The organism is Micromonospora globbae, assembly GCF_003610785.1.
GTDB lineage: Bacteria > Actinomycetota > Actinomycetes > Mycobacteriales > Micromonosporaceae > Micromonospora > Micromonospora globbae.
Genome location: NZ_RAQQ01000009.1, coordinates 234,166 through 256,408 on the forward strand (window position 1 = coordinate 234,166; position 22,243 = coordinate 256,408).

Annotated in this window: 22 protein-coding genes; 12 read left to right on the forward strand and 10 right to left on the reverse strand. The window is 74.0% G+C overall.

What is annotated here, in order from left to right:
• Positions 1–71 precede the first annotated feature (71 nt).
• Positions 72–665 (forward strand): NADPH-dependent FMN reductase, encoded by a 594-nt coding sequence (locus tag D7I43_RS14950; RefSeq protein WP_120329088.1) that lies wholly within the window; start codon positions 72–74, stop codon positions 663–665.
• Between the two features lie 25 nt (positions 666–690).
• On the opposite strand, the gene D7I43_RS14955 is transcribed toward D7I43_RS14950, so the two are convergent.
• The 4 genes from D7I43_RS14955 to D7I43_RS14970 all read right to left on the reverse strand — a co-directional run bounded on the left by D7I43_RS14955 (position 691) and on the right by D7I43_RS14970 (position 5,790).
• Positions 691–1,569, reverse strand: a complete 879-nt coding sequence (locus D7I43_RS14955; protein ID WP_120329089.1) for an aminoglycoside phosphotransferase family protein — start codon at positions 1,567–1,569, stop codon at positions 691–693.
• 88 nt (positions 1,570–1,657) lie between these two features.
• A complete protein-coding gene (locus D7I43_RS14960; RefSeq protein ID WP_120329090.1) occupies positions 1,658–3,079 on the reverse strand; it encodes a WGR domain-containing protein in 1,422 nt (473 codons plus the stop codon).
• Between the two features lie 147 nt (positions 3,080–3,226).
• Entirely contained in the window at positions 3,227–4,606 is a 1,380-nt protein-coding gene (locus D7I43_RS14965) for an FAD-dependent oxidoreductase (protein ID WP_120329091.1), read from the reverse strand.
• Positions 4,607–4,650: 44 nt separating this feature from the next.
• Positions 4,651–5,790 (reverse strand): carboxylate-amine ligase, encoded by a 1,140-nt coding sequence (locus D7I43_RS14970; protein WP_120329092.1) that lies wholly within the window; start codon positions 5,788–5,790, stop codon positions 4,651–4,653.
• 158 nt (positions 5,791–5,948) lie between these two features.
• On the opposite strand from D7I43_RS14970, the gene D7I43_RS14975 reads away from it, so the two are divergent.
• The 5 genes from D7I43_RS14975 (at position 5,949) to D7I43_RS14995 (ending at position 12,027) form a co-directional block, all read left to right on the forward strand.
• On the forward strand, positions 5,949–6,245 hold the full coding sequence (locus D7I43_RS14975) for a DUF6412 domain-containing protein (RefSeq protein WP_240032966.1): 297 nt from the start codon (positions 5,949–5,951) through the stop codon (positions 6,243–6,245).
• A 204-nt stretch (positions 6,246–6,449) separates the two neighbouring features.
• Positions 6,450–7,226: a YidC/Oxa1 family membrane protein insertase gene (locus tag D7I43_RS14980; RefSeq protein WP_120329093.1), complete on the forward strand. Its 777-nt coding sequence runs from the start codon at positions 6,450–6,452 to the stop codon at positions 7,224–7,226.
• 73 nt (positions 7,227–7,299) lie between these two features.
• Positions 7,300–8,706, forward strand: a complete 1,407-nt coding sequence (locus tag D7I43_RS14985) for a carbohydrate-binding protein (protein WP_120329094.1) — start codon at positions 7,300–7,302, stop codon at positions 8,704–8,706.
• 181 nt (positions 8,707–8,887) lie between these two features.
• Positions 8,888–10,303, forward strand: coding sequence for a chitinase (locus tag D7I43_RS14990; RefSeq protein ID WP_120329095.1), 1,416 nt, complete (start codon positions 8,888–8,890; stop codon positions 10,301–10,303).
• A 161-nt stretch (positions 10,304–10,464) separates the two neighbouring features.
• Entirely contained in the window at positions 10,465–12,027 is a 1,563-nt protein-coding gene (locus D7I43_RS14995) for a glycoside hydrolase family 18 protein (RefSeq protein ID WP_120329096.1), read from the forward strand.
• A 43-nt stretch (positions 12,028–12,070) separates the two neighbouring features.
• Here D7I43_RS14995 and D7I43_RS15000 read toward each other — a convergent pair whose 3' ends face one another.
• The gene (locus D7I43_RS15000) at positions 12,071–12,742 is read right to left on the reverse strand and encodes a DedA family protein (RefSeq protein WP_120329097.1); all 672 of its coding nucleotides are present in this window, start codon (positions 12,740–12,742) and stop codon (positions 12,071–12,073) included.
• Between the two features lie 78 nt (positions 12,743–12,820).
• Positions 12,821–13,426: a DUF1349 domain-containing protein gene (locus tag D7I43_RS15005; RefSeq protein WP_120329142.1), complete on the reverse strand. Its 606-nt coding sequence runs from the start codon at positions 13,424–13,426 to the stop codon at positions 12,821–12,823.
• Between the two features lie 69 nt (positions 13,427–13,495).
• Here D7I43_RS15005 and D7I43_RS15010 point away from each other — a divergent pair, with 69 nt between their 5' ends.
• Positions 13,496–15,142, forward strand: coding sequence for an alpha-amylase family protein (locus D7I43_RS15010; protein WP_120329098.1), 1,647 nt, complete (start codon positions 13,496–13,498; stop codon positions 15,140–15,142).
• 70 nt (positions 15,143–15,212) lie between these two features.
• Positions 15,213–15,971, forward strand: a complete 759-nt coding sequence (gene fabG, locus D7I43_RS15015) for a 3-oxoacyl-ACP reductase FabG (protein WP_120329099.1) — start codon at positions 15,213–15,215, stop codon at positions 15,969–15,971.
• 17 nt (positions 15,972–15,988) lie between these two features.
• Here fabG and D7I43_RS15020 read toward each other — a convergent pair whose 3' ends face one another.
• Together D7I43_RS15020 and D7I43_RS15025 are read right to left on the reverse strand one after the other, a co-directional pair.
• Positions 15,989–16,414 carry a hypothetical protein gene (locus D7I43_RS15020; RefSeq protein ID WP_120329100.1) on the reverse strand — a complete coding sequence of 142 codons (426 nt, stop codon included), beginning with the start codon at positions 16,412–16,414 and terminating at the stop codon, positions 15,989–15,991.
• The gene (locus tag D7I43_RS15025; RefSeq protein ID WP_120329101.1) at positions 16,407–16,802 is read right to left on the reverse strand and encodes a hypothetical protein; all 396 of its coding nucleotides are present in this window, start codon (positions 16,800–16,802) and stop codon (positions 16,407–16,409) included. The genes D7I43_RS15020 and D7I43_RS15025 overlap by 8 nt, the downstream gene beginning before the upstream one ends.
• A 192-nt stretch (positions 16,803–16,994) precedes the next feature.
• Between D7I43_RS15025 and D7I43_RS15030 the strand changes: the two genes are divergently transcribed.
• Both D7I43_RS15030 and erm read left to right on the forward strand, forming a co-directional pair.
• Positions 16,995–17,900: a Gfo/Idh/MocA family protein gene (locus D7I43_RS15030; RefSeq protein ID WP_192902159.1), complete on the forward strand. Its 906-nt coding sequence runs from the start codon at positions 16,995–16,997 to the stop codon at positions 17,898–17,900.
• A gap of 429 nt (positions 17,901–18,329) precedes the next feature.
• Positions 18,330–19,127, forward strand: a complete 798-nt coding sequence (gene erm / locus D7I43_RS15035) for an ErmE/ErmH/ErmO/ErmR family 23S rRNA (adenine(2058)-N(6))-methyltransferase (protein WP_120329102.1) — start codon at positions 18,330–18,332, stop codon at positions 19,125–19,127.
• A 6-nt stretch (positions 19,128–19,133) separates the two neighbouring features.
• On the opposite strand, the gene D7I43_RS15040 is transcribed toward erm, so the two are convergent.
• On the reverse strand, positions 19,134–19,325 hold the full coding sequence (locus tag D7I43_RS15040) for a DUF2795 domain-containing protein (RefSeq protein WP_120329103.1): 192 nt from the start codon (positions 19,323–19,325) through the stop codon (positions 19,134–19,136).
• Positions 19,326–19,509: 184 nt separating this feature from the next.
• On the opposite strand from D7I43_RS15040, the gene D7I43_RS15045 reads away from it, so the two are divergent.
• Positions 19,510–20,766 carry an erythromycin esterase family protein gene (locus D7I43_RS15045; RefSeq protein WP_120329104.1) on the forward strand — a complete coding sequence of 419 codons (1,257 nt, stop codon included), beginning with the start codon at positions 19,510–19,512 and terminating at the stop codon, positions 20,764–20,766.
• On the opposite strand, the gene D7I43_RS15050 is transcribed toward D7I43_RS15045, so the two are convergent.
• Entirely contained in the window at positions 20,723–21,379 is a 657-nt protein-coding gene (locus tag D7I43_RS15050) for a TetR/AcrR family transcriptional regulator (protein WP_120329105.1), read from the reverse strand. The two genes, D7I43_RS15045 and D7I43_RS15050, sit on opposite strands and share 44 nt — an antisense overlap.
• Before the next feature lie 105 nt (positions 21,380–21,484).
• Between D7I43_RS15050 and D7I43_RS15055 the strand changes: the two genes are divergently transcribed.
• Positions 21,485–22,126 (forward strand): CatB-related O-acetyltransferase, encoded by a 642-nt coding sequence (locus D7I43_RS15055; protein ID WP_120329106.1) that lies wholly within the window; start codon positions 21,485–21,487, stop codon positions 22,124–22,126.
• Positions 22,127–22,243: the final 117 nt, after the last annotated feature.

The following is a 22,243-nucleotide window of genomic DNA, read 5'->3' on the forward strand; positions in this document are numbered from 1 at the left end:
AGCGTGGCCCCGCGAGGGCCAGCCTGCGCCCGGTCTGGTTGCCGGCTTCGCGACGACCGACCGTGGAGCGCATGAGTGAGAAGCACACGTTGGTCATCGTCGTCGGGAGTGTCCGCGAAGGCCGGTTCGGGCCGGTCGTCGCCTCGTGGGTCGCCGAGCAGGCGCGCGAACACGGTGGGTTCGAGGTGGAGGTCGTCGACCTCGCCGAGTTCGAGATCCCGCTGTCCCTGCCGGCGTCCTCGCCGAAGTACGCGGGCGACGCCTACCCGCGCCCGGAGTCGATGGCGCCCCTGACGTCCCGCCTCGCCGCCGCGGACGCGTTCATCCTGGTGACGCCCGAGTACAACCACAGCTACCCCGCCTCCCTGAAGGCGGCCATCGACTGGCACTTCACCCAGTGGACGGCCAAGCCGGTCGCCTTCGTCAGCTACGGCGGGGCGGCCGGCGGCCGGCACGCCGTCCTCCACCTGGAGAACGTCCTCACCGAGCTGCACGCGGTGACCATCCGCGACGGTCTGGCCTTCCCGAACTACTTCACCACCTGGCAGGACGGCCAGCCGCTGGATCCCGCGGCGCCCGGGTACGCCAAGACGCTGCTCGACCAGCTCGCCTGGTGGGCCGCCGCCCTGCGCAGCGCCCGGGAGACGGTCCCGTACCCGGCCTGAGGGACGCCGGTGCCCCCGGGACCGGTCACTCGCCGCCGAGCAACCAGCGGACCACCTCGACCTGGTTCGGGAAGACGGCGCCGTCGGCGATGCTCCAGGCCAGGGTGTGCGCGATCGTCCAGCCGCGCACCCGCTCCCGGTCCAGCCCGAGGTCGTCGCTGAGCCGGTCCAGCCGGTACCGGACGGCCTCGGGGGAGTGCCCCAGCTCCGGGCCGCGCACCATCGGCACCGGGGCGAACTCCCGCTCCCCGGTCAGCGGCTTCGGGTCGATGACGAGCCACGGCTCGCGGGTGGCGCGGAGCACGTTGCCGGCGTGCAGGTCCTGGTTGACCAGCACCTGCTCGCCCTGGGTGGGTACCAGGTCGGCGAGGAGCCCGAGGGCGGCGTCCAGCAGCCGCCGCTCGTACGGCCGGCCGGCCCGCTCCCACGCGACCGGCATCCGTTCGGCCCAGCCGGCGGCCTCCTCGGCGAGGGGGGTGAACGGCGCGCCGGCGGGGACGCAGAGGCGGGGCAGCAAGGCGACCGCCGCGTCGAGCGCCGCGTCGGGCGGCTGCTCGTGCAGCGGCGTGCCCGGTACGCACCGCTCGACGAGCAGCGCCCGCCGGTGCGGGTCGTGCCGGAGGAGCCGGACGGCCCCGTCGCCGGCCCAGCACGCCAGGGCGGTCGCCTCGTGCTCGCTCTCCCCGTCGGGGTACTGGAGCTTGAGCACCGCCGGTGTGCCGTCGGGCAGTTCGGCGGGCAGGGCCAGCGAGGCGAACGCGTACGGGAAGGGTGGCCCGACGCGCAGCGACCAGTTCTCGGCGCACGCCGCGAGCCGGTCGGGCAGGTCCGCGAGCCACGCCCGTCCCTCGGCGGTGCGGCGCACCCAGTCCAGGCTGTCGGGGATCCGGAGGTCGCCACTCATCGGGCCATCCTGGACCGGGACGGGCCGATCCGCACAACCGTTTTCGCCCGTCGTCCGCGCGCCCGGGCGCGCGGACGACGGGCGGCCCTCAGCGCAACCGGCGGATGTCGCCGTACGCCCGGTAGAAGCCGCCGCGGCCCGACTCCCGGACCTCGGTGACGAGGTAGCGGGCCCCCGGCTCCCGGATCCCCTTCGGGAACTGCACGGACCAGTCCCGCCGGTAGCCGTCGGAGAGCACGTGCACGCGCAGCCGGCCGCCCTGCTCCACGCACTGCACGACGACGCCGCCCCGGTCGTCGGTGGTGACCTCCACGGTGGACCAGGCGGCCGGCTCGGGCAGCCGGGGCGGGGCCTTCACGTCGACGACCTCCGGGACGCTGCCCGCCTCGGCCGCCCGGATCGCCGGCTCGCTGGCGTCGATGCAGGCGAGGTGGCCGCTCGTGGTGACGACGTAGAGGCGCTCCTCGTGGTACTGCATGGAGTACGCCGAGCCGCAGCCGGTGCCGAGCTTCCACAGCCGGTTGCCGGCCTCGTCGAAACAGTAGATCGACGAGGCGCTGTCGCCGGCGAAGACGAACCGGCCGCCCTCGGCGGTCGCGCAGGAGAAGACGGCGGCGTCGCAGTGGTAGGTGCGCTCGGCGCGGCCGTTCTTGCGCAGGCGCACCACCTCGCGCGTGCCCGTGCCGGCGAAGACGGTCTCCCGCTCCTGCCACCCGAACAGCACCGGCCCGGTCCGCGTGTGCCACAGCTCCCGCCCGGTGCGCCAGTCGTAGCCGGTGACCCCCTGGGAGTGGCCGTGGTAGAGGGCGTCGGCGTCACAGCGCACCATCCAGGCGGACCGGCCGCGGCCCGGCCGGCGCCAGAGGAACTCGTCCTCGTGGTCGATGGCGGCGATGCCGCCCTCGCGGTCGGAGACGCCCAGCACGCCGTCGTGGATGTCCAGCCAGTAGATGTCGATGTCGGGCGTGATCGCGTACGCGACCCGCGGCACCTTGCCGGAGAGGTCGTAGACGTTGCCGTCGTCGCAGCCCGCGTAGATCCACGCGTCGTCGGCCACGATGCACTTCACGCCGTCGGGGAGCCGCACCTGGGCGAGCACCCGCGCGTCGTGGTCCAACGTCGTGATGACCCCGTGCTCGTTGCCGACCATGCACGTCCGCCCGTCGACGAAGATGCCGAACGCGGGCGCCCCCGAGTCGTAGCGCCAGAGCACGGGGGCGGTGCGGGCGGTGGAGCGGGTGCTGACGATCTGCCGGCGGGAGACGGGCCGCTTCTGCCGTACGCCGCGCACGGCCGGGGCGTACCCCTTGCGGACCTTCTCGCCGATCTTCTTCGCGGCGGCGGCCCGGGCGCGGGCGTTGTCCGGGAAGGTGGTCGTCTTGACCTGGCCCTGGTCGCCGATCCGGCCGTAGCGGACGGTCATCGCGGTGTCCTCGACCACCACCTCGTAGAACTTGTGCGCACCACCGTCCACTTCGGACAGTTCGAGGTAGGTCGTCTCCTGCGCCATGGGGTGCCTCCGGGGGAAGGGGTGAACGGCCGGACGATCGCCGTCGCCGACAACGCGCGCACGCTAACCGTCGCCACCGACACAATCGGGCGACGGCGGCGGCCGGTTCTCACGCGGTGGCCCCCGCACCGCGGGAGGCGTTGTTCCCTACCCGGCGCCGTCGTGCAGGGCGTCGACGGCCTTGCGGGCGGCGATGAGCACCGGATCCCAGACCGGCGCGTACGGCGGGGCGTAACCGAGGTCGAGGGCCGTCATCTCGTCGACCGTCATGCCGTTCCAGAGCGCGACGGCGAGGCCGTCGATCCGCTTGGCCGCCTCGGACCAGCCGACGATCTGCGCCCCGAGCAGCCGCCCGCTCGGTCGCTCGGCGATGAGCTTGACCGTCATCGGCCGGGTACCCGGGTAGTACCCGGCCCGGCTCGTGGACTCGGCGACCACCGAGACGAAGTCGAACCCCGCGGCCCGGGCGTCCGTCTCCCGCAGGCCGGTCCGCCCCACCTCCAGGTCGCAGACCTTGGTGACGGCCGTGCCGATCACCCCGGTGAAGGTCGCGTACCCGCCGCCGATGTTGATCCCGGCCACCCGGCCCTGCTTGTTGGCGTGCGTGCCGAGCGGCACGTGCACCGGCATGCCGCTGACCCGGTGCAGGCACTCCACGCAGTCGCCGGCGGCCCACACCCCGGGCGTGTCCGGCACGCGCATCCGCCGGTCCACCCGGACCGCCCCGGAGGGGCCGAGCGGCAGGCCGGCGTCCGCGGCGAGGTCGGTGTTGGGGCGTACGCCGAGCCCGAGCACCACCACGTCGGTGGGGATCGTCCCCTCGCCGGTGACCACGCCCCGCACCCGGCCGTCGCGCTCCTCGAGCCCGCTCACCGAGAGCCCCGTCCGGATGTGGACGCCCAGGTCGCGCATCGCCTCGACGACCAGTTCCGCCATGTCCCCGTCCACCGTGGACATCGGCTGGTCCGCCTGCTCGACGAGCGTGACCGAGAGCCCGCGCAGGAGCAGTGCCTCGGCCATCTCGACCCCGATGTAGCCGCCACCGACCACCACGGCGCGGCGGGGCGCGGGATCGCTCTCCAGCCAGTCGCGCAGCGCGGCTCCGTCGTCCAGGGTCTGCATGCCGAACACGCCCTCGACGTCGGTCTGCGCCCACGCCGGCCGGAGCGGCACGGCGCCGGCCGCGTACACCAGCTCGTCGAAGCGTTCCCGCACCTCGCCGCCGCCGACCAGGTCCCGGGCCGTCACCTCGCGGCGGTCCAGGTCGATCGCCACCACCTCGTGCCGCATCCGGACGTCGATGTCGAACCTGCGGCGGAACGTCTCCGGGTCGCGGGCGACCAGCTCCTCCGGCCCCGACACCGTGCCGCTGATCCAGTACGGGATGCCGCAGGACGAGTACGACGTGAAGTGCCCCCGCTCGAAGGCGACGATCTCCAGGTCGGCCCGGTCGCGGCGCCGCCGTGCCTGCGAGGCCGCCGCCATCCCGGCGGCGTTCCCGCCGATCACGATCAGCCGTTGCGCCACGACGTCATCCTGTCACGCGCCGTGGCGCGGCAGGGAGTCATCCGTCACGCCCCGCGGGTCTGTCGTGCGACGTCCTCCACCACGTCCGCGAGCCGCCCGGTACGGGCGAACACCGCCCGCTGCCGAGCCGCGCCCGTGCCGTGCCGGCGCAACCCGCCCAGCAGGTCGGCCACGTCGTCCCAGTCGCCGTGGCGTTCGAGTGCCGGGCGCACCCGCTCGACGAACCGCTCCAGCAGGTCCCACGCGGGCCGGACGTCGCCCGTCGTGAGGTCCACCCCGGCACCCTCCAGACCGTCGTGGGCGGCCCGCCAGTGCGCCCCCACCAGCAGGTGGTGGTCGGTACGGATGGCCGGCCGGCCGGCGTCGATGTCCTCGATGGCGGTCGCGACCATCGCCCGGACCAGCGCGGCGACCAGCACGGCGTCGTCCACCGACGGGCAGACGTCACCGATGCGGATCTCCACGGTGGGGTAGCGCGCCGACAGCCGGGCGTACCAGTAGAGCATCCCCTCGTCGAGCATCACGCCACTGGCGATCAACTGGCGGATCAGCCGCTCGTAGTGCTCGTGCGACTCCAGGTAGGGCGTCGGCGCCACCGACGGCCAGCGCTCCCACTCGACCGATCGCCAGCTCGCGTACCCGGTGTCCTCGCCCCGGGCGAACGGGGAGTTCGCGGTGACCGCGTGCAGCGTCGGCAGCCAGGGCCGGACGTGGTTGAGCACCTGCACGCCGGTCTCCGGGTCGGGCACCCCGACGTGCACGTGCATGCCGTTGTTGCCGGGCCCGGGCACGAGCAGGCGGAACCGCTCGACCATCCGGTCGAAGCGCGGCTTGTCGACCACCGGGGGCACGGGACCGTCCACCGGCCCGGTGCCGATGGCGAGCAGCCGTACGCCGGCCCGCTCGGCGGCCTCGGCCAGCGCCGCGCGCAGCACGCCGAGCGAGTGCCGGATCGAGCGCAGCTCCAGGCCGGGCGGGCTGCCGATCTCGATCTGACTGGTCTGGAACTCGCGTTCCACCTGCCCGCGCAGCTCCGGGGGCACCTGCTCCAGCACGAGGTCGACGGCGGGGACCGCGGTGCCGGTGTGCGGGTCGACGAGCAGGAACTCCTCCTCGACGCCGACCGTGAGCAGGTCGGTGCCGTCCGTCACCCGCCCCGGCGCCTCCGCCAACTGGCCCGTCATCGCCCATCACCGTCCGTTCCCACCGGCCGCGGTCCCTCCGCGCCGGTTGGGTCCGGTGGTTACCCAGGGTGGCGACGCGGGGAAACGCGCCACCGGCGTGGCGGCGGCGTGTCGCGTTCCACCTCGACCGCGTGACAGCGGGTCCTACCTTGGTGCCCGTGCCGACCGGTCGGGGAATCGCGCTGGGGCTGTGGGCGTACGCCCTGGCCCAGCTGACCCTGCTGGCGGACCGGCCGGCCGGGCTGCTCGCCGGCGCCGCGCTCGGCGCGGCGGTGCTGCTCGCCGCCCTGTTGGCGGCCCGCGTCCTCGCCGTGGGCGCCCCGCCGTCGGCCCGGGCGCGGGCCACCGGTCTGCGCGCCCGGTCCCGCCTGCGGGCAGTGCCCCGCCAGGTCGATCCCGACGCGGCCGGGCGGCCGCGTCCCCGCGCACCCGGCCTCCGTCCCTCGGTCGCGTAGCGCCGTCGGGGGTCCGACCCGGTCGGCTCCGGCCCGGGCCGCGTGCCCGCCGGGGCGTCCGGTCCGCCACCCCGCACGCCGGGCCCCGCCCGTCCGGCCGGAGACACCCGGTCCCGCGCCGCGGCCGATTTCCGTCGTCATCCGTCCCGCCCGGGCCCCCGCGCCCGCCGGGACCGTCCGGAACTCGCCACCGAGGGATCCCACATGCTCGCCTTCGCACCCCTGCAGGGCGCGGTCGGCGCCGCCGGCGCCGCGCTCGCCCAGCTCACGACCCTGCTCGAACCGATCGCCGGCGGCGCCGCCACGGCCGCCGCGATCGTGCTCTTCACCGTGGCCGTCCGGCTGCTGATCTCCCCGCTGACCGTCGCGCAGGTGCGCGGGGAGCGGCGCCGCGCGGCGCTCGCGCCCCAGGTCCGCGAGCTCCAGCGGCGGTACGCGGACGACCCGGCCCGGTTGCAGACGGAACTCTTCGCGCTCTACCGGTCGGCCGGGGCGAGCCCGGTGGCCGGATGCCTGCCGATGCTGCTCCAGGCCCCCTTCCTGCTCGTGACGTACCGGCTCTTCACCACCACCGAGGGCGGCACGGGGCTGCTCAACGCGCGGCTCGCCGGGGTGCCGCTCGGCCATCACCTCGGCGACGGGCTGGCCGGGGCGGCCGGGCCGCTGTTCGCCGTCCTGCTGGCCGCCCTCGCGGCGCTGGCCTGGTGGTCGTCGCGGCGGATGCGCCGTGCCGCGGCCGCCGGCGCGCTCGCGGCGGAAGCCGGCGGAACGGGGGCGTCGACGCCGCCCGAGGCGCCGGGGGCGGCCCTGATCGGCCGGTTGCTGCCGCTGCTGCCGTACACGACGGTGCTCGTGGCGCTGGTGCTGCCGCTGGCCGCCGTGCTCTACCTCGTGACCACCACGGCCTGGACCGCGCTGGAGCAGGCGGTGCTGCGCCGGTCGCAGGCCAGCCCGGCCGGAGCCGGGATCGATCGACGTTGACAACTGTCCGGGGAGCCCGTACAACTCGTGAGAGAGCGCTCTCTCGACCCCGTCCCCGCAGAGAGGCACGTCCATGGAAGCTGCCCCGGCGGCCCGCGCCGCCCTGCCCGTACGACGCCGGACACGGCTGGCGGTCGCCCTGCTCGCCGCCGCCACCACCGCCCTGGCCGGCGTGACCGTGACCGCCCACGCGGCGGTGCCCCCACCCCCGTCCGGCTGGAGCCTGGTGTGGAGCGACGACTTCACCGGCGCGGCCGGCACGCTGCCGTCCTCGGCCAACTGGATCATCGACACCGGTACGAGCTACCCCGGCGGGCCGCCCAACTGGGGTACCGGCGAGATCCAGACGTACACGAACAGCACCGCCAACGTCAGCCACGACGGCGCCGGCAACCTGCGCATCACCCCGCTGCGCGACGGCGCGGGCCGCTGGACCTCGGCCCGGATCGAGACCGTACGGAGCAACTTCAAGCCGCCCTCCGGCGGCGTGCTCGCCATCGAGGGCCGGATCCAGATGCCGAACGTGACCGGCGCGCAGGCGCTCGGCTACTGGCCGGCGTTCTGGGCGCTCGGCTCGCCCTACCGGGGCAACTACCAGAACTGGCCCGGCATCGGCGAGTTCGACGTCATGGAGAACGTCAACGGGCTCAACTCGGTGTGGGGCGTGCTGCACTGCGGCGTCGCGCCCGGCGGCCCGTGCAACGAGTTCAACGGCATCGGCGCCTCCCGGGCCTGCCCGGGCAGCACCTGCCAGTCGGCGTTCCACACCTACCGGTTCGAGTGGGACGCCGCGGCGAGCCCGCAGCAACTGCGCTGGTACGTCGACGGGCAGCTCTACCACACGGTCACCCAGACGCAGGTGGGTGAGCCGTACTGGACGCAGATGACCGGGCACGCCGGCTACTTCCTGCTGCTCAACGTGGCGATGGGTGGCGGCTTCCCGAACGGGGTCGCCGGCTTCACCACGCCGACCGCCTCGACGGTCCCCGGCCACCCCATGCTGGTCGACTACGTGGCCGTCTACAGCCGCGGCGGCGGCACCACCCCGCCGCCCACCGATCCGCCGGGTAGCGTCCGCGACGCGTACGCGACCATCCAGGCGGAGTCCTTCAACGCGCAGAACGGCGTGATCGTCGAGGCGTGCAGCGAGGGCGGGCAGAACATCGGCGCCCTGCGCAACGGCGACTGGGTGCGTTTCGACAACGTCGACTTCGGCGCCACACCGCCCCGTGACTTCGTGGCCCGGGTCGCCTCGGGCGCCGGGGCCGGGGTGAGCGGCCTCGTGGAGGTGCGGTTGGACAGCCCCACCAGCGCCCCGATCGGCAGCTTCGCCATCGCCAACACCGGCGGCTGGCAGAGCTGGCGGTCCGTGCCCGGCAACGTCTCCGGGGTCACCGGCCGGCGCACGGTCTACCTGACCTTCAGCAGCGGTCAGCCGAACGACTTCGTGAACGTCAACTGGTTCACCTTCCGCCGCTGACCTCGCCGAGGAGGTCTGGGCTCCCGCCGCGGGCGGGAACCGACGAGGGCCGGGTTTCCGCCGCGGGCGGGGACCCGGCCCTCATCTTTCCCGGGACAGCTGTGGACAGGAACAGTTAACAGTCTTAATAATAAGCGCCAACGTTGACGTCCGTGGATGTCTTTCGGCAGTGGAGGGTCGCATGAGACGTGCCAGATACCTCGTCCTGTCCCTGGTCACCGCGCTGGTCGCGGCGCTCGGCGCGGCCTGGGTGACGCTGCCCGCGTACGCCGCCGGGGCGACCGCGAGCTTCGTGAAGACCGCCGACTGGGGGACCGGCTGGGAGGGGAGGTACACGATCACCAACGGCGGCGGGACGCCCGTCACGGGGTGGACGGTCAGCTTCGAGCTGCCGCCCGGCACCACCGTCGGCAGCTACTGGGACGCGCTGCTCACCACCTCCGGGCAGAGGTACACCTTCACCAACCGGTCCTGGAACGGCAGCATCGCGCCGGGCGCCTCCGTCTCCTTCGGCTTCCTCGGCAACGGCAGCAGCTCGCCCGCCAACTGCCAGCTCAACGGCGCACCCTGCGGAGGCGGCACACCGACCACGCCGCCCACCACCACGCCACCGCCCACCACGCCGCCGCCCACCACGCCGCCGCCGACCACGCCGCCGCCGACCACGCTGCCGCCGACCACGCCGCCGCCGACCACCGGCCTGCCCGCCCACGTGCTCACCGGCTACTGGCACAACTTCGACAACCCGGCCGTCGAGCTGCGGCTGCGGGACGTGCCCGCCGAGTACGACCTGGTGGCGGTCGCCTTCGCCGAGGCCACGGCCACCCCCGGCGCGGTCACGTTCGCCGTCGACCCCGGCCTCTCCGCCGCGCTCGGCGGCTACACCGACGCGGACTTCACGGCGGACGTACGGACCCTCCAGAGCCGGGGCAAGAAGGTGATCATCTCGGTCGGCGGCGAGACCGGCCGGGTGTCGGTCAACGACGCCGCCTCGGCCGTCGCGTTCAGCGACTCCGTGTACGCCCTGATCCAGCGGTACGGCTTCGACGGCGTCGACATCGACCTGGAGAACGGACTGAACCCGACGTACATGGCGCAGGCGTTGCGCGCCCTGCGGGCGAAGGCGGGCGCCGGCCTGATCATCGCGATGGCCCCCCAGACCATCGACATGCAGTCACCCGCCGGCAGCTACTTCAAGCTGGCGCTCGACATCCGCGACATCCTCACCGTGGTCAACACCCAGTACTACAACTCCGGCGCGATGCTCGGCTGCGACCACAACGCCGCGTACCCGCAGGGCACCGTGAACTTCATCGTGGCGCTCGCCTGCATCCAGCTGGAGGCCGGACTCCGCCCGGACCAGGTGGGGCTCGGCCTGCCCGCCGGGCCGGGCGCGGCCGGCGGCGGCATCGTGGCGCCCAGCGTGGTCAACGCGGCCCTGGACTGCCTGACCCGGGGCACCAACTGCGGCAGCTTCCGCCCGCCGCGCACCTACCCGGGCCTCCGCGGCGCGATGACCTGGTCGATCAACTGGGACGTCACCAACGGCAACGGCTTCGCCCGCACCGTGGCGCCGCACCTCGACACCCTGCCCTGACCGCACCGCCCCGGCCCGCCCGCGCGGGCCGGCGCACCGCCCCGGCCGGCCCGCGCGGGCCGGCGCACCACCCTCCTGCCGGCCTGCCCCTGCGGGCCGGCGCCACCCCCGCCCGCAGGGCGGGCCACACCCCCACCACCAGCGGTCCCAGGAGGCCACCCGTGAAACTCCGTCCCCCACGCGCGGCGACGTTCGCCGCCGCGCTGGCCGCCGCCCTGGTCGCGGCCACCGTCGTGGCGCCGCCACCGGCGTCGGCCGCCACCGCCGCCTTCGTCCGCACCGCCAGCTGGAGCACCGGGTACGAGGCGAAGTTCACCGTCACCAACGACACGGCCACCACGATCACCTCGTGGAACGTCCAGTTCGACCTGCCGGCCGGCAGCACCGTCGGCTCGTACTGGGACGCGCTGCTGACCACCTCCGGTCAGCACGTCACCGCGGTCAACCGGTCCTGGAACGGCACGCTCGCGCCCGGTGCGAGCACCACCTTCGGGTTCATCGTCGCCGGCACGGGCGACCCGACCAACTGCACGGTCAACGGCGGCCCCTGCGGCGGCGGAGGCCCCGGCCCGGGCACCCCCGGCGCCCCGAGCGGCCTGCGGGTCACCGGCACCACCACGTCGTCGGTCTCGCTCGCGTGGAACGCCTCCAGCGGCACCGTCACGGGCTACCGGGTGTACGAGGGCTCGACCGTGCGGGCCACCGTCACCGGCACGAGCGCCACCGTCTCCGGACTGGCGGCCTGCTCGGCGCACAGCTACACCGTGGCGGCGTACAACTCGGCCGGCGAGTCGGCGCGGTCGGCGCCCGTGTCGGCGACCACCTCCGGCTGCACCGGCGGTGGCGGCCCGATGGCGGCCGCGCCCTACCTCTACCCCGGCTGGGGCGACCCGCCCGCACCGGCCACGGTCATGGGCGCCACGGGGATCCGCTGGTTCACCATCGCCTTCATCCTCTCCGGCGGCGGCTGCACCCCGGCCTGGGACGGCTCCGGCCCGCTCACCGGCGGCACCCACGCCGCCACCATCGCCGCCATCCGGGCCGCGGGCGGCGACGTCATCCCGTCCATCGGCGGCTGGAGCGGCAACAAGCTCGGCCCGAACTGTTCGTCGGCGCAGGCGCTGGCCGGGGCGTACCAGCAGGTCATCGACGCGTACGGGCTGCGGGCCATCGACGTCGACATCGAGAACAGCGACGAGTTCGAGAACGAGGTGGTGCAGGACCGCATCCTCGGCGCGCTCAAGATCGTCAAGCAGAACAACCCGGGGCTGAAGACCATCATCACCTTCGGCACGGCGACCACCGGCCCGACGTACTGGGGCACCCGGCTGGTCAACCGGGCCGCCGCGCTCGGGGCGGACATCGACGTGTTCACCATCATGCCGTTCAACTTCGGCGGCGGCGCGAACATGTACCAGAGCACCGTCAGCGCGGCCGAGGGGCTGAAGAACACTCTGAAGAGCGCGTTCGGCTGGTCCGACGCCACGGCGTACGCCCACATGGGGATCTCCGGGATGAACGGGCTCTCCGACCAACAGGAGCTGACCTCGCCGGCCACCTGGACGCAGATCCGTGACTGGGCGGAGGCTCGCTCGCTGGCCCGGTTCACGTTCTGGTCGGTCAACCGGGACCGGCCCTGCCCCGGCGGGGGAGTCGTCGCCCACTGCTCGGGCATCGCCCAGAACACGTGGGAGTTCACCTCGATCACCGCCCAGTACGGCTGAGCGGCACGCGGCGCGTGCCACACCGGCCCCACCGGACATCCCGTCAGCGACCGGCGGTCACCGACCGCCGGTCGCGGCGCGCGCCCCGGCGGCGGACCTTCTTCACCACCCAGAGCGCGATCATGACGGCGAACACGGCGAGGATGCCGTAGTCGAACCAGGTGCTGTAACGCTCGACCTGCTGCCAGCGGGAGCCCAGGGCGTACCCGCCGCCCACGAAGAGGGCGTTCCAGACGCCGCTGCCGAGCGTGGTCAGCGTGACGAACCGGACCAGCGGCATCCGGTTCGCCCCGGCCGGTACGGACACCAGGCTGCGCACCACCGGCATCATCCGGCCGAAGAAGACGGCCCAGTTGCCGTACCGCTCGAACCAGCGGTCGGCGCGCTCCAGGTCGTCCAGGTCCACGAGTGGCAGCCGGTCGAGCCACCGCTTGAGCCGGTCCTCACCCACGACGGCGCCGATCCAGTAGAGGACGAGCGCGCCCGCCAGCGATCCGGCGGTGGCGGCGAGCCCCACGACGACCACGTTGAACCGGCCCTCGCCGGCCAGGAAACCGGCCAGGGCCAGGACGATCTCGCTCGGGATCGGCGGGACGACGCTCTCCAGGGCCACCAGCAGCGCCACGCCGACCAGCCCGGCCGCGTCGATCACCCCGGCCACCCAGCCGGTCAGCCCGCCGAGCTGGGTCGGGTCGACGTCCTGGGCCAGTGACATGACGATCCTCTCCGCGGCGACGGGGATCGCACCTCCGTACCCCGTGGCGCGGATGTCACACCTCGCGTACGGCCGCCGTCACTCCTGCGGGTGCAGCGCGGCGTCGGCCGGCCCCCGGCGCCAGCCGGTGAACCGCACCCGCAGCCCGCCCCGGCTCGGCGAGCAGCAGAAGGGACCGGCGACCGCCTCCGCCTCCGGTGCCAGCGGGGCGAGCCGGACCAGCCGCCACGGCTCGCCGGCCACCCGCGCGCGGACGGTGAGCGCGTCGCCCGCCCGGCTGGCCCGGACGGTCACCTCGCGCCCGGCCCACTCCGGCACCGGGGCCACCGACCAGTCCGACACCTCCCGGGTCACCACCGCACCGACCTGCGGCGCGCCGTCACTGACCTCCACGCCGGCCTTGATCCAGTTCCGCTCGTCCACCCGCACCAGAACGCCGGCCTGGTCGAACTGCTCCGTCCACTCCAGCCGGAAGCTCACCTCCATGGCCGTGCCGGCCGGCAGCGGGGCCAGCAGCGCCGGGGCGTCGTCGTGCACGAAGCCGTAGCTCGTGTGCCGCCACAGGTCGCTGCCGGCGGTCGGCTCCACGACCAGCCCGCCGTCGGGCGTACGCTCGGTCCGGACCGGCGGGCGCAGCCACGCCCCGGCGGACCAGTCGACCGGCTCGGTGTGGGGTGTCTCCATGATCGGCACGGTACCCTCGCTGACCCGTCGCCGTTTGCCCGGGCGACGGATCGGAAAAGACAACGGGGCATGGGCGACAGGTGGTACTCGGAGGCGGTCGTCTACTGCCTCGACATCGACACGTTCGCGGACTCCGACGGTGACGGCGTCGGTGACATCCAGGGGCTCATCGGCCGGTTGGACTACCTCGCCCGGCTCGGCGTCACCTGCCTCTGGCTGCACCCGATCCACCCCTCGCCGAACCGGGACGACGGCTACGACGCCACCGACTTCTACAACGTGGACCCGCGCTTCGGCACCCTCGGGGACTTCGCCGAACTGCTGCACCAGGCTCGCAACCGGGGCATCCGGGTGATCATCGACCTGGTGGTCAACCACACCTCCGACGAGCACCCCTGGTTCCAGTCGGCGCGTTCCTCACCGGACTCGCCGTACCGCGACTGGTACGTCTGGTCCGCCGAGGAGCCCCCGGACCGCCGGCAGGGCATGGTCTTCCCCGGCGAGCAGCGGGAGACCTGGTCGTACGACCGGACGGCCCGGGCCTGGTACTACCACCGCTTCTACCGCTTCCAGCCCGACCTCAACATGGCCAACCCGGCGGTGCGGGCCGAGGTCAAGAAGATCATGTCGTTCTGGCTCCAGCTCGGCGTCTCCGGGTTCCGGATGGACGCCGTGCCGTTCATCATCGAACTCACCGAGCCGGGCAACGCGAACTCCCCGAAGGACCTGGACCTCCTCACCGAGTTCCGCCAGCACGTCCAGTGGCGCCGGGGCGACGCGATCCTGCTCGCGGAGGCGAACGTCGAACCGGACCAGCTGCCCGTCTACTTCGGAGACAGCGGCGGGTCCGCCAACCGCCTGCACATGCTGTTCGACTTCATGCTCAACGGGCGGCTGATGCTCGCGCTGGCCCGGCAGGACCCGGAGCCGGTGATCGAGGCACTGCGGGACACGCCCGCCCTGCCCGTCGGCGCGCAGTGGGCCACCTTCCTGCGCAACCACGACGAGATCGACCTGTCCCGGCTCACCGCCGAGCAGCGCAACCAGGTGTACGCGCAGTTCGGCCCGGACGAGGACATGCGCATCTACGACCGGGGCATCCGGCGGCGGCTCGCCCCGATGCTCGGCAACGACCGGCGGCGCATCGAGATGGCGTACGCCCTCCAGTTCTCGCTGCGCGGCACGCCGGTGCTGCGCTACGGCGAGGAGATCGGGATGGGTGAGGACCTGTCCCTGCCGGGCCGGCAGGCGATCCGTACCCCCATGCAGTGGTCGTTCAAGGAGAACGCCGGCTTCTCCACGGCGCCGCCCGACAAGCTGGTCCGTCCCGTCATCGACAAGGGCGAGTACGGCTACCAGACGGTCAACGTCACCGCCCAGCGCCGCGACCCGAGGTCCCTGCTCGCCTGGTTCGAGCGCATGATCCGTACGCTGCGCGAGGCCCCGGAGATCGGGTCCGGGTCGACCACCCACATCGACGTCCCCATGCCGCCGGGTGTGCTCGCGCACCGCGCCGACGGACCGACCGGGACCATGGTCTTCCTGCACAACCTCGGCACCGAGGACGTGGAGGTGGACCTCAGCCTGCTCCAGCCGGAGGCGGACCAGCCGATCGACGTGCTCAGCGACCGTGGCTACGGCGACGTGGGCAAGCTCGAACGCCTCCAACTGGCCGGCTACGGCTACCGCTGGATCCGGCTGCGCCGGGGCTGCTGACGCGGGCCTGACGCCGGCCGGCGGGTGGGGCTAAGCTCCTTCGATCGAGCCAAGTTACCGGGAGGTAGTCATGTCGGAGGAGCCCCGCGTCGCCATCGTCACCGGAGCCGCGCGCGGCATCGGTGCGGCCACCGCCCGCCGGCTCGCCGCCGACGGCATGGCCGTCGCCGTGGTCGACATCGAGGAGGCGGCCACCAAGGAGACCGTCGACGCCATCGTGGCCGCCGGGGGCCGCGCGCTCGGCGTCGGGGCGGACGTGGCGCAGCGGGGTCAGGTAAAGGCGGCGGTGGAGCGCGTCGCCGCCGAGCTCGGCGCCCCGACGGTGCTGGTCAACAACGCCGGCGTGCTCCGGGACAACCTGCTGTTCAAGATGACCGACGCCGACTGGGACACGGTCATGGGCGTGCACCTGCGCGGCGCGTTCCTGTTCAGCCAGGCCGCCCAGCGGCACATGGTCGAGCGGAAGTGGGGGCGCATCGTCAACCTGTCCAGCACGTCGGCGCTGGGCAACCGCGGCCAGGCCAACTACTCGGCGGCCAAGGCCGGCCTGCAGGGCTTCACCAAGACCCTCGCCATCGAGCTGGGCCCGTTCGGCGTCACGGTGAACGCGGTGGCGCCCGGGTTCATCGTCACCGACATGACCGCGGCGACCGCCGCCCGGATGAAGGTCGACTTCGCCGAGCTGCAGAAGCACGCCGTCGCGGAGATCCCGGTCCGCCGCGTGGGGCGCCCCGAGGACGTCGCCCACACCATCTCGTTCCTCGTGAGCGAGGGCGCGTCCTTCGTCTCCGGCCAGGTCATCTACGTGGCCGGGGGCCCCCGGGCCTGAGACCGCGCCGGCGGTGGTCAGCGGGACGCGTCGCGGGTGCGCCAGAGCCAGGCCAGGCCCAGCACGGGCAGCACCAGCGGGACGTACCCGTACCCGCTGCCGAACTGCGACCAGACGGTCTCGTCCGGGAAGAGCGCCTTGTCGGCGAGGCTGAGGACGCCGACCGCGAGCACCCCGACCAGCTCCACCGAGCAGCAGGCCAGGGCCAGCCGCCGCCCCGCGTGGCCGGCCCTGGCCAGCCCGGCCGCCGCCACGATGTAGATGAGCGCGGCCACCGCGGACAGCGAGTAGGCCACCGGCGCCTCGTCGAACTTCGTCGCGATCTGGAGCGCGGCCCGCGAGGTCGCCGCGATGGCGAAGAGGATGTAGACGGCGATCAGCAACCGCCCCGGGCCCCGGTTGGTGGTGCGCCGAGGCGCGGCCGTCTCCGCTGTGTCAACCACCGAGCACCTCCCAGGTTTGCTGGAGCCGGACCACGACGACCGGGGTCACCAGGCAGACCGCGCAGACGATCCCGGATCCCCAGCGCGTGGGTTCCATCCGGGCCAGCACCGCCGCCAGCGGCGGCAGGCAGACCAGCGTCACGAGGTAGCCGAAGAAGGCGCCCGGCTCGCCCGGCCGCTCGCCACCGGCGAGGGCGACCAGCGCCACCACGGCCAGCGCGAGCAGCGCCAGCTCCAGCACGCCCAACCCGATCAGCTGCCAGCGGTCCGGCGGCCGGTTGCGCACCGCCGACACGAGGCTCCACAGCGCGAGTACGAGCGACAGCACGATCGACGCGGTGGCGAGGAACCCGTCCACCGGCGAACCCGCCGCGGCGGCGCCGGTCATCGGGGCCACCCGGTCCTTGGCACGGTCACCGGCACAGCCTACTAACCGTCGTAGTAACCGCCGCCCTTGCCCGCCCCGACCTGCCGTCCCGGCCGCCCCGACCTGCCCCCGCGCCCGCGCGGGCGGGGCCGGGCGACTAGCGTGGATCAGTGTCGCGGCGCCGCCGCGGCGGATGACACGGCGGGGGTTCTCGTGCTGCGGTTCGGTTTGTTCGGCACCGGTCACTGGGCGATGGAGACGCACGGCGCGGCGCTCGACGCGCACCCGCGCGCCGAGCTGGCCGGCGTCTGGGGCCGCAACCCGCAGCGGGCCGCCGCGCTGGCCGACCGGTACGGCGTACCCGCCTTCGACGACGTGGACGCGCTCATCGACGCGTGCGACGCGGTGGCCGTGGCCCTGCCACCGGACATCCAGGCCGACATCGCGGTCCGGGCGGCCACCGCGGGGCGGCACCTGCTGCTGGACAAGCCGCTCGCGCTGAGCCTCCCCGACGCCGACCGGATCGTCGACGCCGCCCAGTCCTCCGGGGTGGCCTCGGTGGTCTTCTTCACCCAGCGGTTCCAGCCGAACGTGACGGCGTTCCTCGCGTCAACCGCCGCGGCGGGCGGCTGGCACCACGCCCGGGCCACGATGTTCGCGTCGATCTTCCAGCCCGGCAGCCCGTACGGCGAGTCGCAGTGGCGGCGCGAGCACGGCGCGCTCTGGGACATCGGCCCGCACGCCCTGTCGATCCTCCTGCCCGTGATGGGCCGGGTGGAGACGGTGACCGCGGTGAACGGCACCCGCGGTCTCGTGCACCTGCTGCTCACCCACGACGGGGGCGCCACCAGCAGCGCCTCGTTGACCCTGGACGCACCGACCGAGGCGGTGACCCGGGAGTTCGCCTTCTACGGCGAGAACGGCATCGAGACCGTGCCGAACGGGCAGAACGAGCCGGCGGTGGCCTTCGGCGTGGCCATCGACCAGCTGCTCGAGGAGATCGACGCGGGTACCCGGGACCACCGGTGCGACGTGCGCTTCGGTCGGGAGGTGGTGGCCGTGCTGGCCGCCGCCGAGACCGCCCGCGCCGAGTCCCGCACCGTAACCGTCCCCGCCTGACCCGCCCCCCGGACCCCCACCCGGCACCCGGGACTGCCTGCTGCCGTCGATCATGAAGTTGTCGCCCGCCGTGTCGGCGTGTCGTGACGGCAACTTCATGATCAACGGGGCTCGCGGGCGGAGGCGCGCCCGGGGGCGGGGCGGGGTTAATGGGTCGTCGGGGCGGCCGGGGTCGGCTAGCCTGGCGGCCATGTGCGCATTCGCCCTGATCGAGCTGGTCGGCACGCCGGCCGGCCGGGGCCCCCTGTTGGCGTCCCGCCCGCGAGTCCGGCGTCCGGCCCTGGTCGGCCGGGACGCGACCCGCGACTGACCGCAGACGCACTCCCGCGCCACCTCCAGGGCCGTCCGAGTCCCCATCCACTCGGACGGGCCCCGCTCCGGGCTGCCCGTCCGGCCCGCCGCCGACGGCGGCAGACAGGACGACGACACGTGGCGCCCCGCCGTACCCGAGCAACCGAACGCGACCGGTCCCGTCGCGTACTCTCCCAGAACTTCCTCGTCGACCCGGCCGCGGTGGCCCGGGTCGTCCGGGCGGCCCGACCCGACCCGGACGGCCTCGTGCTGGAGGTCGGCGCCGGCCGCGGCCAGCTGACCCGGCCCCTGGCCGCCCGCTGCGGGCGGCTCGTGGCGTACGAGGTCGACCCGTCGGTCGCCGACGAGCTGGCCGCGGTCTGCGCCGCGCTGCCGAACGTCCGGCGCCGGCAGGTCGACTTCCTCACCGCCGAACCACCGGACGAGCCGTTCGCGGTGGTCGGCAACATCCCCTGGTCACTGACCTCGGCGGTGGTCCGCTGGTGCCTCGCCGCGCCGAGGCTGCGGGCCGCGACGCTGCTCACGCAACTGGAGTACGCCCGCCGCCGCAGCGGCGACTACGGCCGCTGGTCCCGCCTCACGGTGGCGACCTGGCCGGAGTTCTCCTGGCGGCTCGCCGGGCGGGTGCCCCGGACGGCGTTCCGTCCGGTGCCCCGCGTGGACGCCGGCATCCTGCGTATCGAGCGGCGGCCCGAGCCGCTGGTGCCCCGGGCCGCGCTGCCCGCGTACCACCGGATGGTGGAGCTGGGCTTCGGCGGCGCGGGAGGTTCGCTCGCGGCCTCGCTGCGCCGGCGCCATCCGCCGGCGAGGCTGGCGGCGGCGCTGCGCGCGACGCGGCTGGATCCGGACACGCCCGTCGGGTACGTCTGGCCGGAGCAGTGGCTGGTGTTGTTCCGCCTGCTGCACGCCCGCTGAGCACCCTCAGGCGAGGGTGCCGAGCGCCTCGTGCAGTTCCGCGGGGGAGTCGAACTGTTCGGCCGGCAGGGCCCGCAGCATCTGCAACATCTCCGTGCTGGCCCCGTTCTCCTGGCCCCACCGGACGAGGTCCTCGCGGGAGACCGGGTAGTCGAGCCCGGCCAGGAACTCCTGCCACTGCACCCCGCTGACGGTCATGCCGGGCGGCTACCCGTTCCGGCGCGGCGCACACCCCCGGCGGTGTGCGCGGCGCCGGAACGGACGGCGGGCAGACCGGTCGGGGGCGGTCGTCCGGCCTGCGGTCCGGCGGGCCGGCGGAGGGCGATCCTCCCGCCCCGGCCGCACGGCGGTTTGCCCGCCGGGCGGCCGGGTAGCCGCTGGCATGCTGGTTCAGCGGCTCGGCGCGCCGAGCGACTTCGACCCCCTGCTGGAGCGCGTCCGCGACGCCCGCGTGGTGATGATCGGGGAGGCCACCCACGGCACGTACGACTTCTACCGCCTCCGGGAGCAGTTGACGCGCCGGTTGATCGCGGAGTGCGGCTTCTCGTTCGTGGCGGTCGAGGGGGACTGGCCGGACTGCGACCGGGTGCACCGCTCGGTGACGGCCGCCCCCGGCGGCGCGGTCGAGCCCATGGCGGCCCTGGAGCGCTTCGAGCGCTGGCCGACGTGGATGTGGTCGAACGCCGAGGTGACCCGCTTCTGCCGCTGGCTGCGGTCGTGGAACGCGGACCGGCCGGCCGACGCGCGCGTCGGCTTCCACGGGCTGGACGTCTACAGCCTCTGGGAGTCGATGCAGGCCATCTTCGACTACCTCGGCGAGGAGGACCCCGGGTCGCTGGAGGCCGCCCAGGACGCGTACCGCTGCTTCGAGCCGTACGGCCGGCGCGTCGAGGAGTACGGCATCGCCAGCCGGTTCGTCTCCGCACGCTGCGAGGAGGAGGTCGTCCGGCTGCTGGCACGTACGCGGGAGCAGGCCCTCTCGGACGGGGCCGACCGCTTCTCGACCTGGCAGAACGCCGAGGTCGTGGCGGGCGCGGAGCGCTACTACCGGGCGATGGTGGCCGGGGGACCGGAGTCCTGGAACATCCGGGACACCCACATGCAGGACACGCTGGACCGGCTGCTCGACCGGTACGGCCCGGACGCGCGCGGCGTGGTGTGGGCGCACAACACACACGTGGGTGACGCCCGGGCGACCGACATGACCGCCGACGGGATGGTCAACATCGGCCAGTTGGCGCGGGAGCGGCACGGCGCCGACGCCGTCGTCCTCGTGGGCTTCGGATGTTACCGGGGCACCGTCGTCGCGGCGCCGCGCTGGGGTTCGCCGTCGGAGGCCATGGTCGTGCCGCCGGCGCGACAGGGCTCGATCGAGCGGCGGCTGCACGAGCTGATGCCGGAGCGGGCGGTGCTGGTGTTCGGCGGCGACGACCAGCCCGGGTGGGCCACCGAGACCATCGACCACCGGGCGATCGGCGTGGTGTACGACCCCACGTTCGAGTCGTGGGGCAACTACGTGCCGACGCGGCTGTCCGAGCGGTACGACGCCTTCATCTGGTGCGACGACACCACGGCGCTGCACCCCCTGCCGGCGGTCAGCACCCCCGGCGAGATGGAGACCTATCCCGCCGGGGTGTGACCCCCGGCTCCGCCGGGGCGCGCAGGACGCCGGCTCGGGCGGCGGCCGCTGCGGCGTCGGCGGCCCGGTCGGCGGTCGCCGTGTCGACGGGTTCCCCGCTCACGAACAGCCGGTAGTAGAGGGGGGCGACGGCCGTCCGGACCACCTCGGCGGCGTCGGTGTCGGCGGGTAGTTCCCCCCGTGCGACCGCCCGCCGCACGACCGGTGCGGACTGCTCGTGCCGCGCGGCGAGGAACGCGTGCAGGGCGCGGGCGGCGGCGGGATCCTGCACCGCCGCCGAGACGAAGGCCCGGGCGACCGGCCCGGTCTCCGGGTCGGTGAAGCCGCGCACGACCTCCCGGGCCAGCGCCCGCAGGTCGCCGGTGAGGTCACCGGTGTCCGGCACCGGCCACGGCTCGCCGCTGGCCAGTTCGAGAGCGTCCGCGATCAGCCCTTCGACGCCGCCCCAGCGCCGGTAGACGGTGGTCTTGTGCACGCCGGAGCGCTCGGCGACGGCCTCGACGGTCAGGCCCTGGTAGCCCTTCTCGGCGAGTTCGGCGAGGGTGGCCGCGCGGACGGCGGCGCGGACCCGGGCGCTCCGGCCGCCGGGGCGGGCCGCGCGTTCTGGTGACAAAAGCAACTCCGGTTGCGTTTGGCCGTGGCGGATGACATGCTGATGCTATCGCAACTGATGTTGCGTTTATGTCGTGCCGCCGTCGAGGCGGCGGGAAGGAGCCGCATGCCAGCCGTCCCCGACCCGATGACCCCCCACCCGCTGCCCGGGCTCGACCGCGTGGCCTTCCTCAAGCCCGTCGTCACCTCACCGACCATCGAGGTCGGGGAGTACACCTACTACGACGACCCCGCCGGGGCGACCGACTTCGAGCGGACCAACGTGCTGTACGCCTACGGGCCGGAGCGGCTGGTCATCGGCCGGTACTGCGCGATCGCCACCGGCACCCGGTTCCTGATGGCCGGCGGAGCGCACCCCATGGTCGGGGTCTCCACGTACCCGTTCGCCATGTTCGAGGGCGCCTGGCGGGACGCCACCCTGGACGTCGTCATGGGCATGCCGAGCCGGGGCGACACCGTGGTCGGCAACGACGTCTGGTTCGGCTACGGGTGCCTCGTGATGCCCGGCGTACGGATCGGCGACGGTGCGGTCGTCGCCGCCGGCTCGGTGGTGACGGCCGACGTCGAGCCGTACAGCGTGGTGGGCGGGAATCCGGCGCGGCTGATCCGGCGGCGTTTCGACGAGGCGGACGTGCGGCTGATGCTGGACCTCGCCTGGTGGGACTGGCCCGCGGAACAGGTGGCGCGGCACGCCCGCACCATCATGGCCGGCACCCCGGCCGACCTGGCGCGAGCGGTGCGCGGCTGACCGGAGGCCATCGTCTACCGCCCGGACGGGCGAGGTCCGCCCCGGTGGGACACCGGGGCGGACCCCGCCGGTTCAGCCGCGCTGCCCGACGTCGAGCCGCGTCGGCCGAGGTTGAGC

What these genes read in the sequence shown, in the direction of transcription:
- D7I43_RS14950 (WP_120329088.1), top strand. Translation starts at nt 72, where the DNA reads ATGAGTGAGAAGCACACGTTGGTCATCGTCGTCGGGAGTGTCCGCGAA.
- D7I43_RS14955 (WP_120329089.1), bottom strand. Translation starts at nt 1,569, where the DNA reads ATGAGTGGCGACCTCCGGATCCCCGACAGCCTGGACTGGGTGCGCCGC.
- D7I43_RS14960 (WP_120329090.1), bottom strand. Translation starts at nt 3,079, where the DNA reads ATGGCGCAGGAGACGACCTACCTCGAACTGTCCGAAGTGGACGGTGGT.
- D7I43_RS14970 (WP_120329092.1), bottom strand. Translation starts at nt 5,790, where the DNA reads ATGACGGGCCAGTTGGCGGAGGCGCCGGGGCGGGTGACGGACGGCACC.
- D7I43_RS14980 (WP_120329093.1), top strand. Translation starts at nt 6,450, where the DNA reads ATGCTCGCCTTCGCACCCCTGCAGGGCGCGGTCGGCGCCGCCGGCGCC.
- D7I43_RS14985 (WP_120329094.1), top strand. Translation starts at nt 7,300, where the DNA reads ATGGAAGCTGCCCCGGCGGCCCGCGCCGCCCTGCCCGTACGACGCCGG.
- D7I43_RS14990 (WP_120329095.1), top strand. Translation starts at nt 8,888, where the DNA reads ATGAGACGTGCCAGATACCTCGTCCTGTCCCTGGTCACCGCGCTGGTC.
- D7I43_RS15000 (WP_120329097.1), bottom strand. Translation starts at nt 12,742, where the DNA reads ATGTCACTGGCCCAGGACGTCGACCCGACCCAGCTCGGCGGGCTGACC.
- D7I43_RS15005 (WP_120329142.1), bottom strand. Translation starts at nt 13,426, where the DNA reads ATGGAGACACCCCACACCGAGCCGGTCGACTGGTCCGCCGGGGCGTGG.
- D7I43_RS15010 (WP_120329098.1), top strand. Translation starts at nt 13,496, where the DNA reads ATGGGCGACAGGTGGTACTCGGAGGCGGTCGTCTACTGCCTCGACATC.
- fabG (WP_120329099.1), top strand. Translation starts at nt 15,213, where the DNA reads ATGTCGGAGGAGCCCCGCGTCGCCATCGTCACCGGAGCCGCGCGCGGC.
- D7I43_RS15025 (WP_120329101.1), bottom strand. Translation starts at nt 16,802, where the DNA reads ATGACCGGCGCCGCCGCGGCGGGTTCGCCGGTGGACGGGTTCCTCGCC.
- D7I43_RS15040 (WP_120329103.1), bottom strand. Translation starts at nt 19,325, where the DNA reads ATGACCGTCAGCGGGGTGCAGTGGCAGGAGTTCCTGGCCGGGCTCGAC.
- D7I43_RS15045 (WP_120329104.1), top strand. Translation starts at nt 19,510, where the DNA reads ATGCTGGTTCAGCGGCTCGGCGCGCCGAGCGACTTCGACCCCCTGCTG.
- D7I43_RS15055 (WP_120329106.1), top strand. Translation starts at nt 21,485, where the DNA reads ATGCCAGCCGTCCCCGACCCGATGACCCCCCACCCGCTGCCCGGGCTC.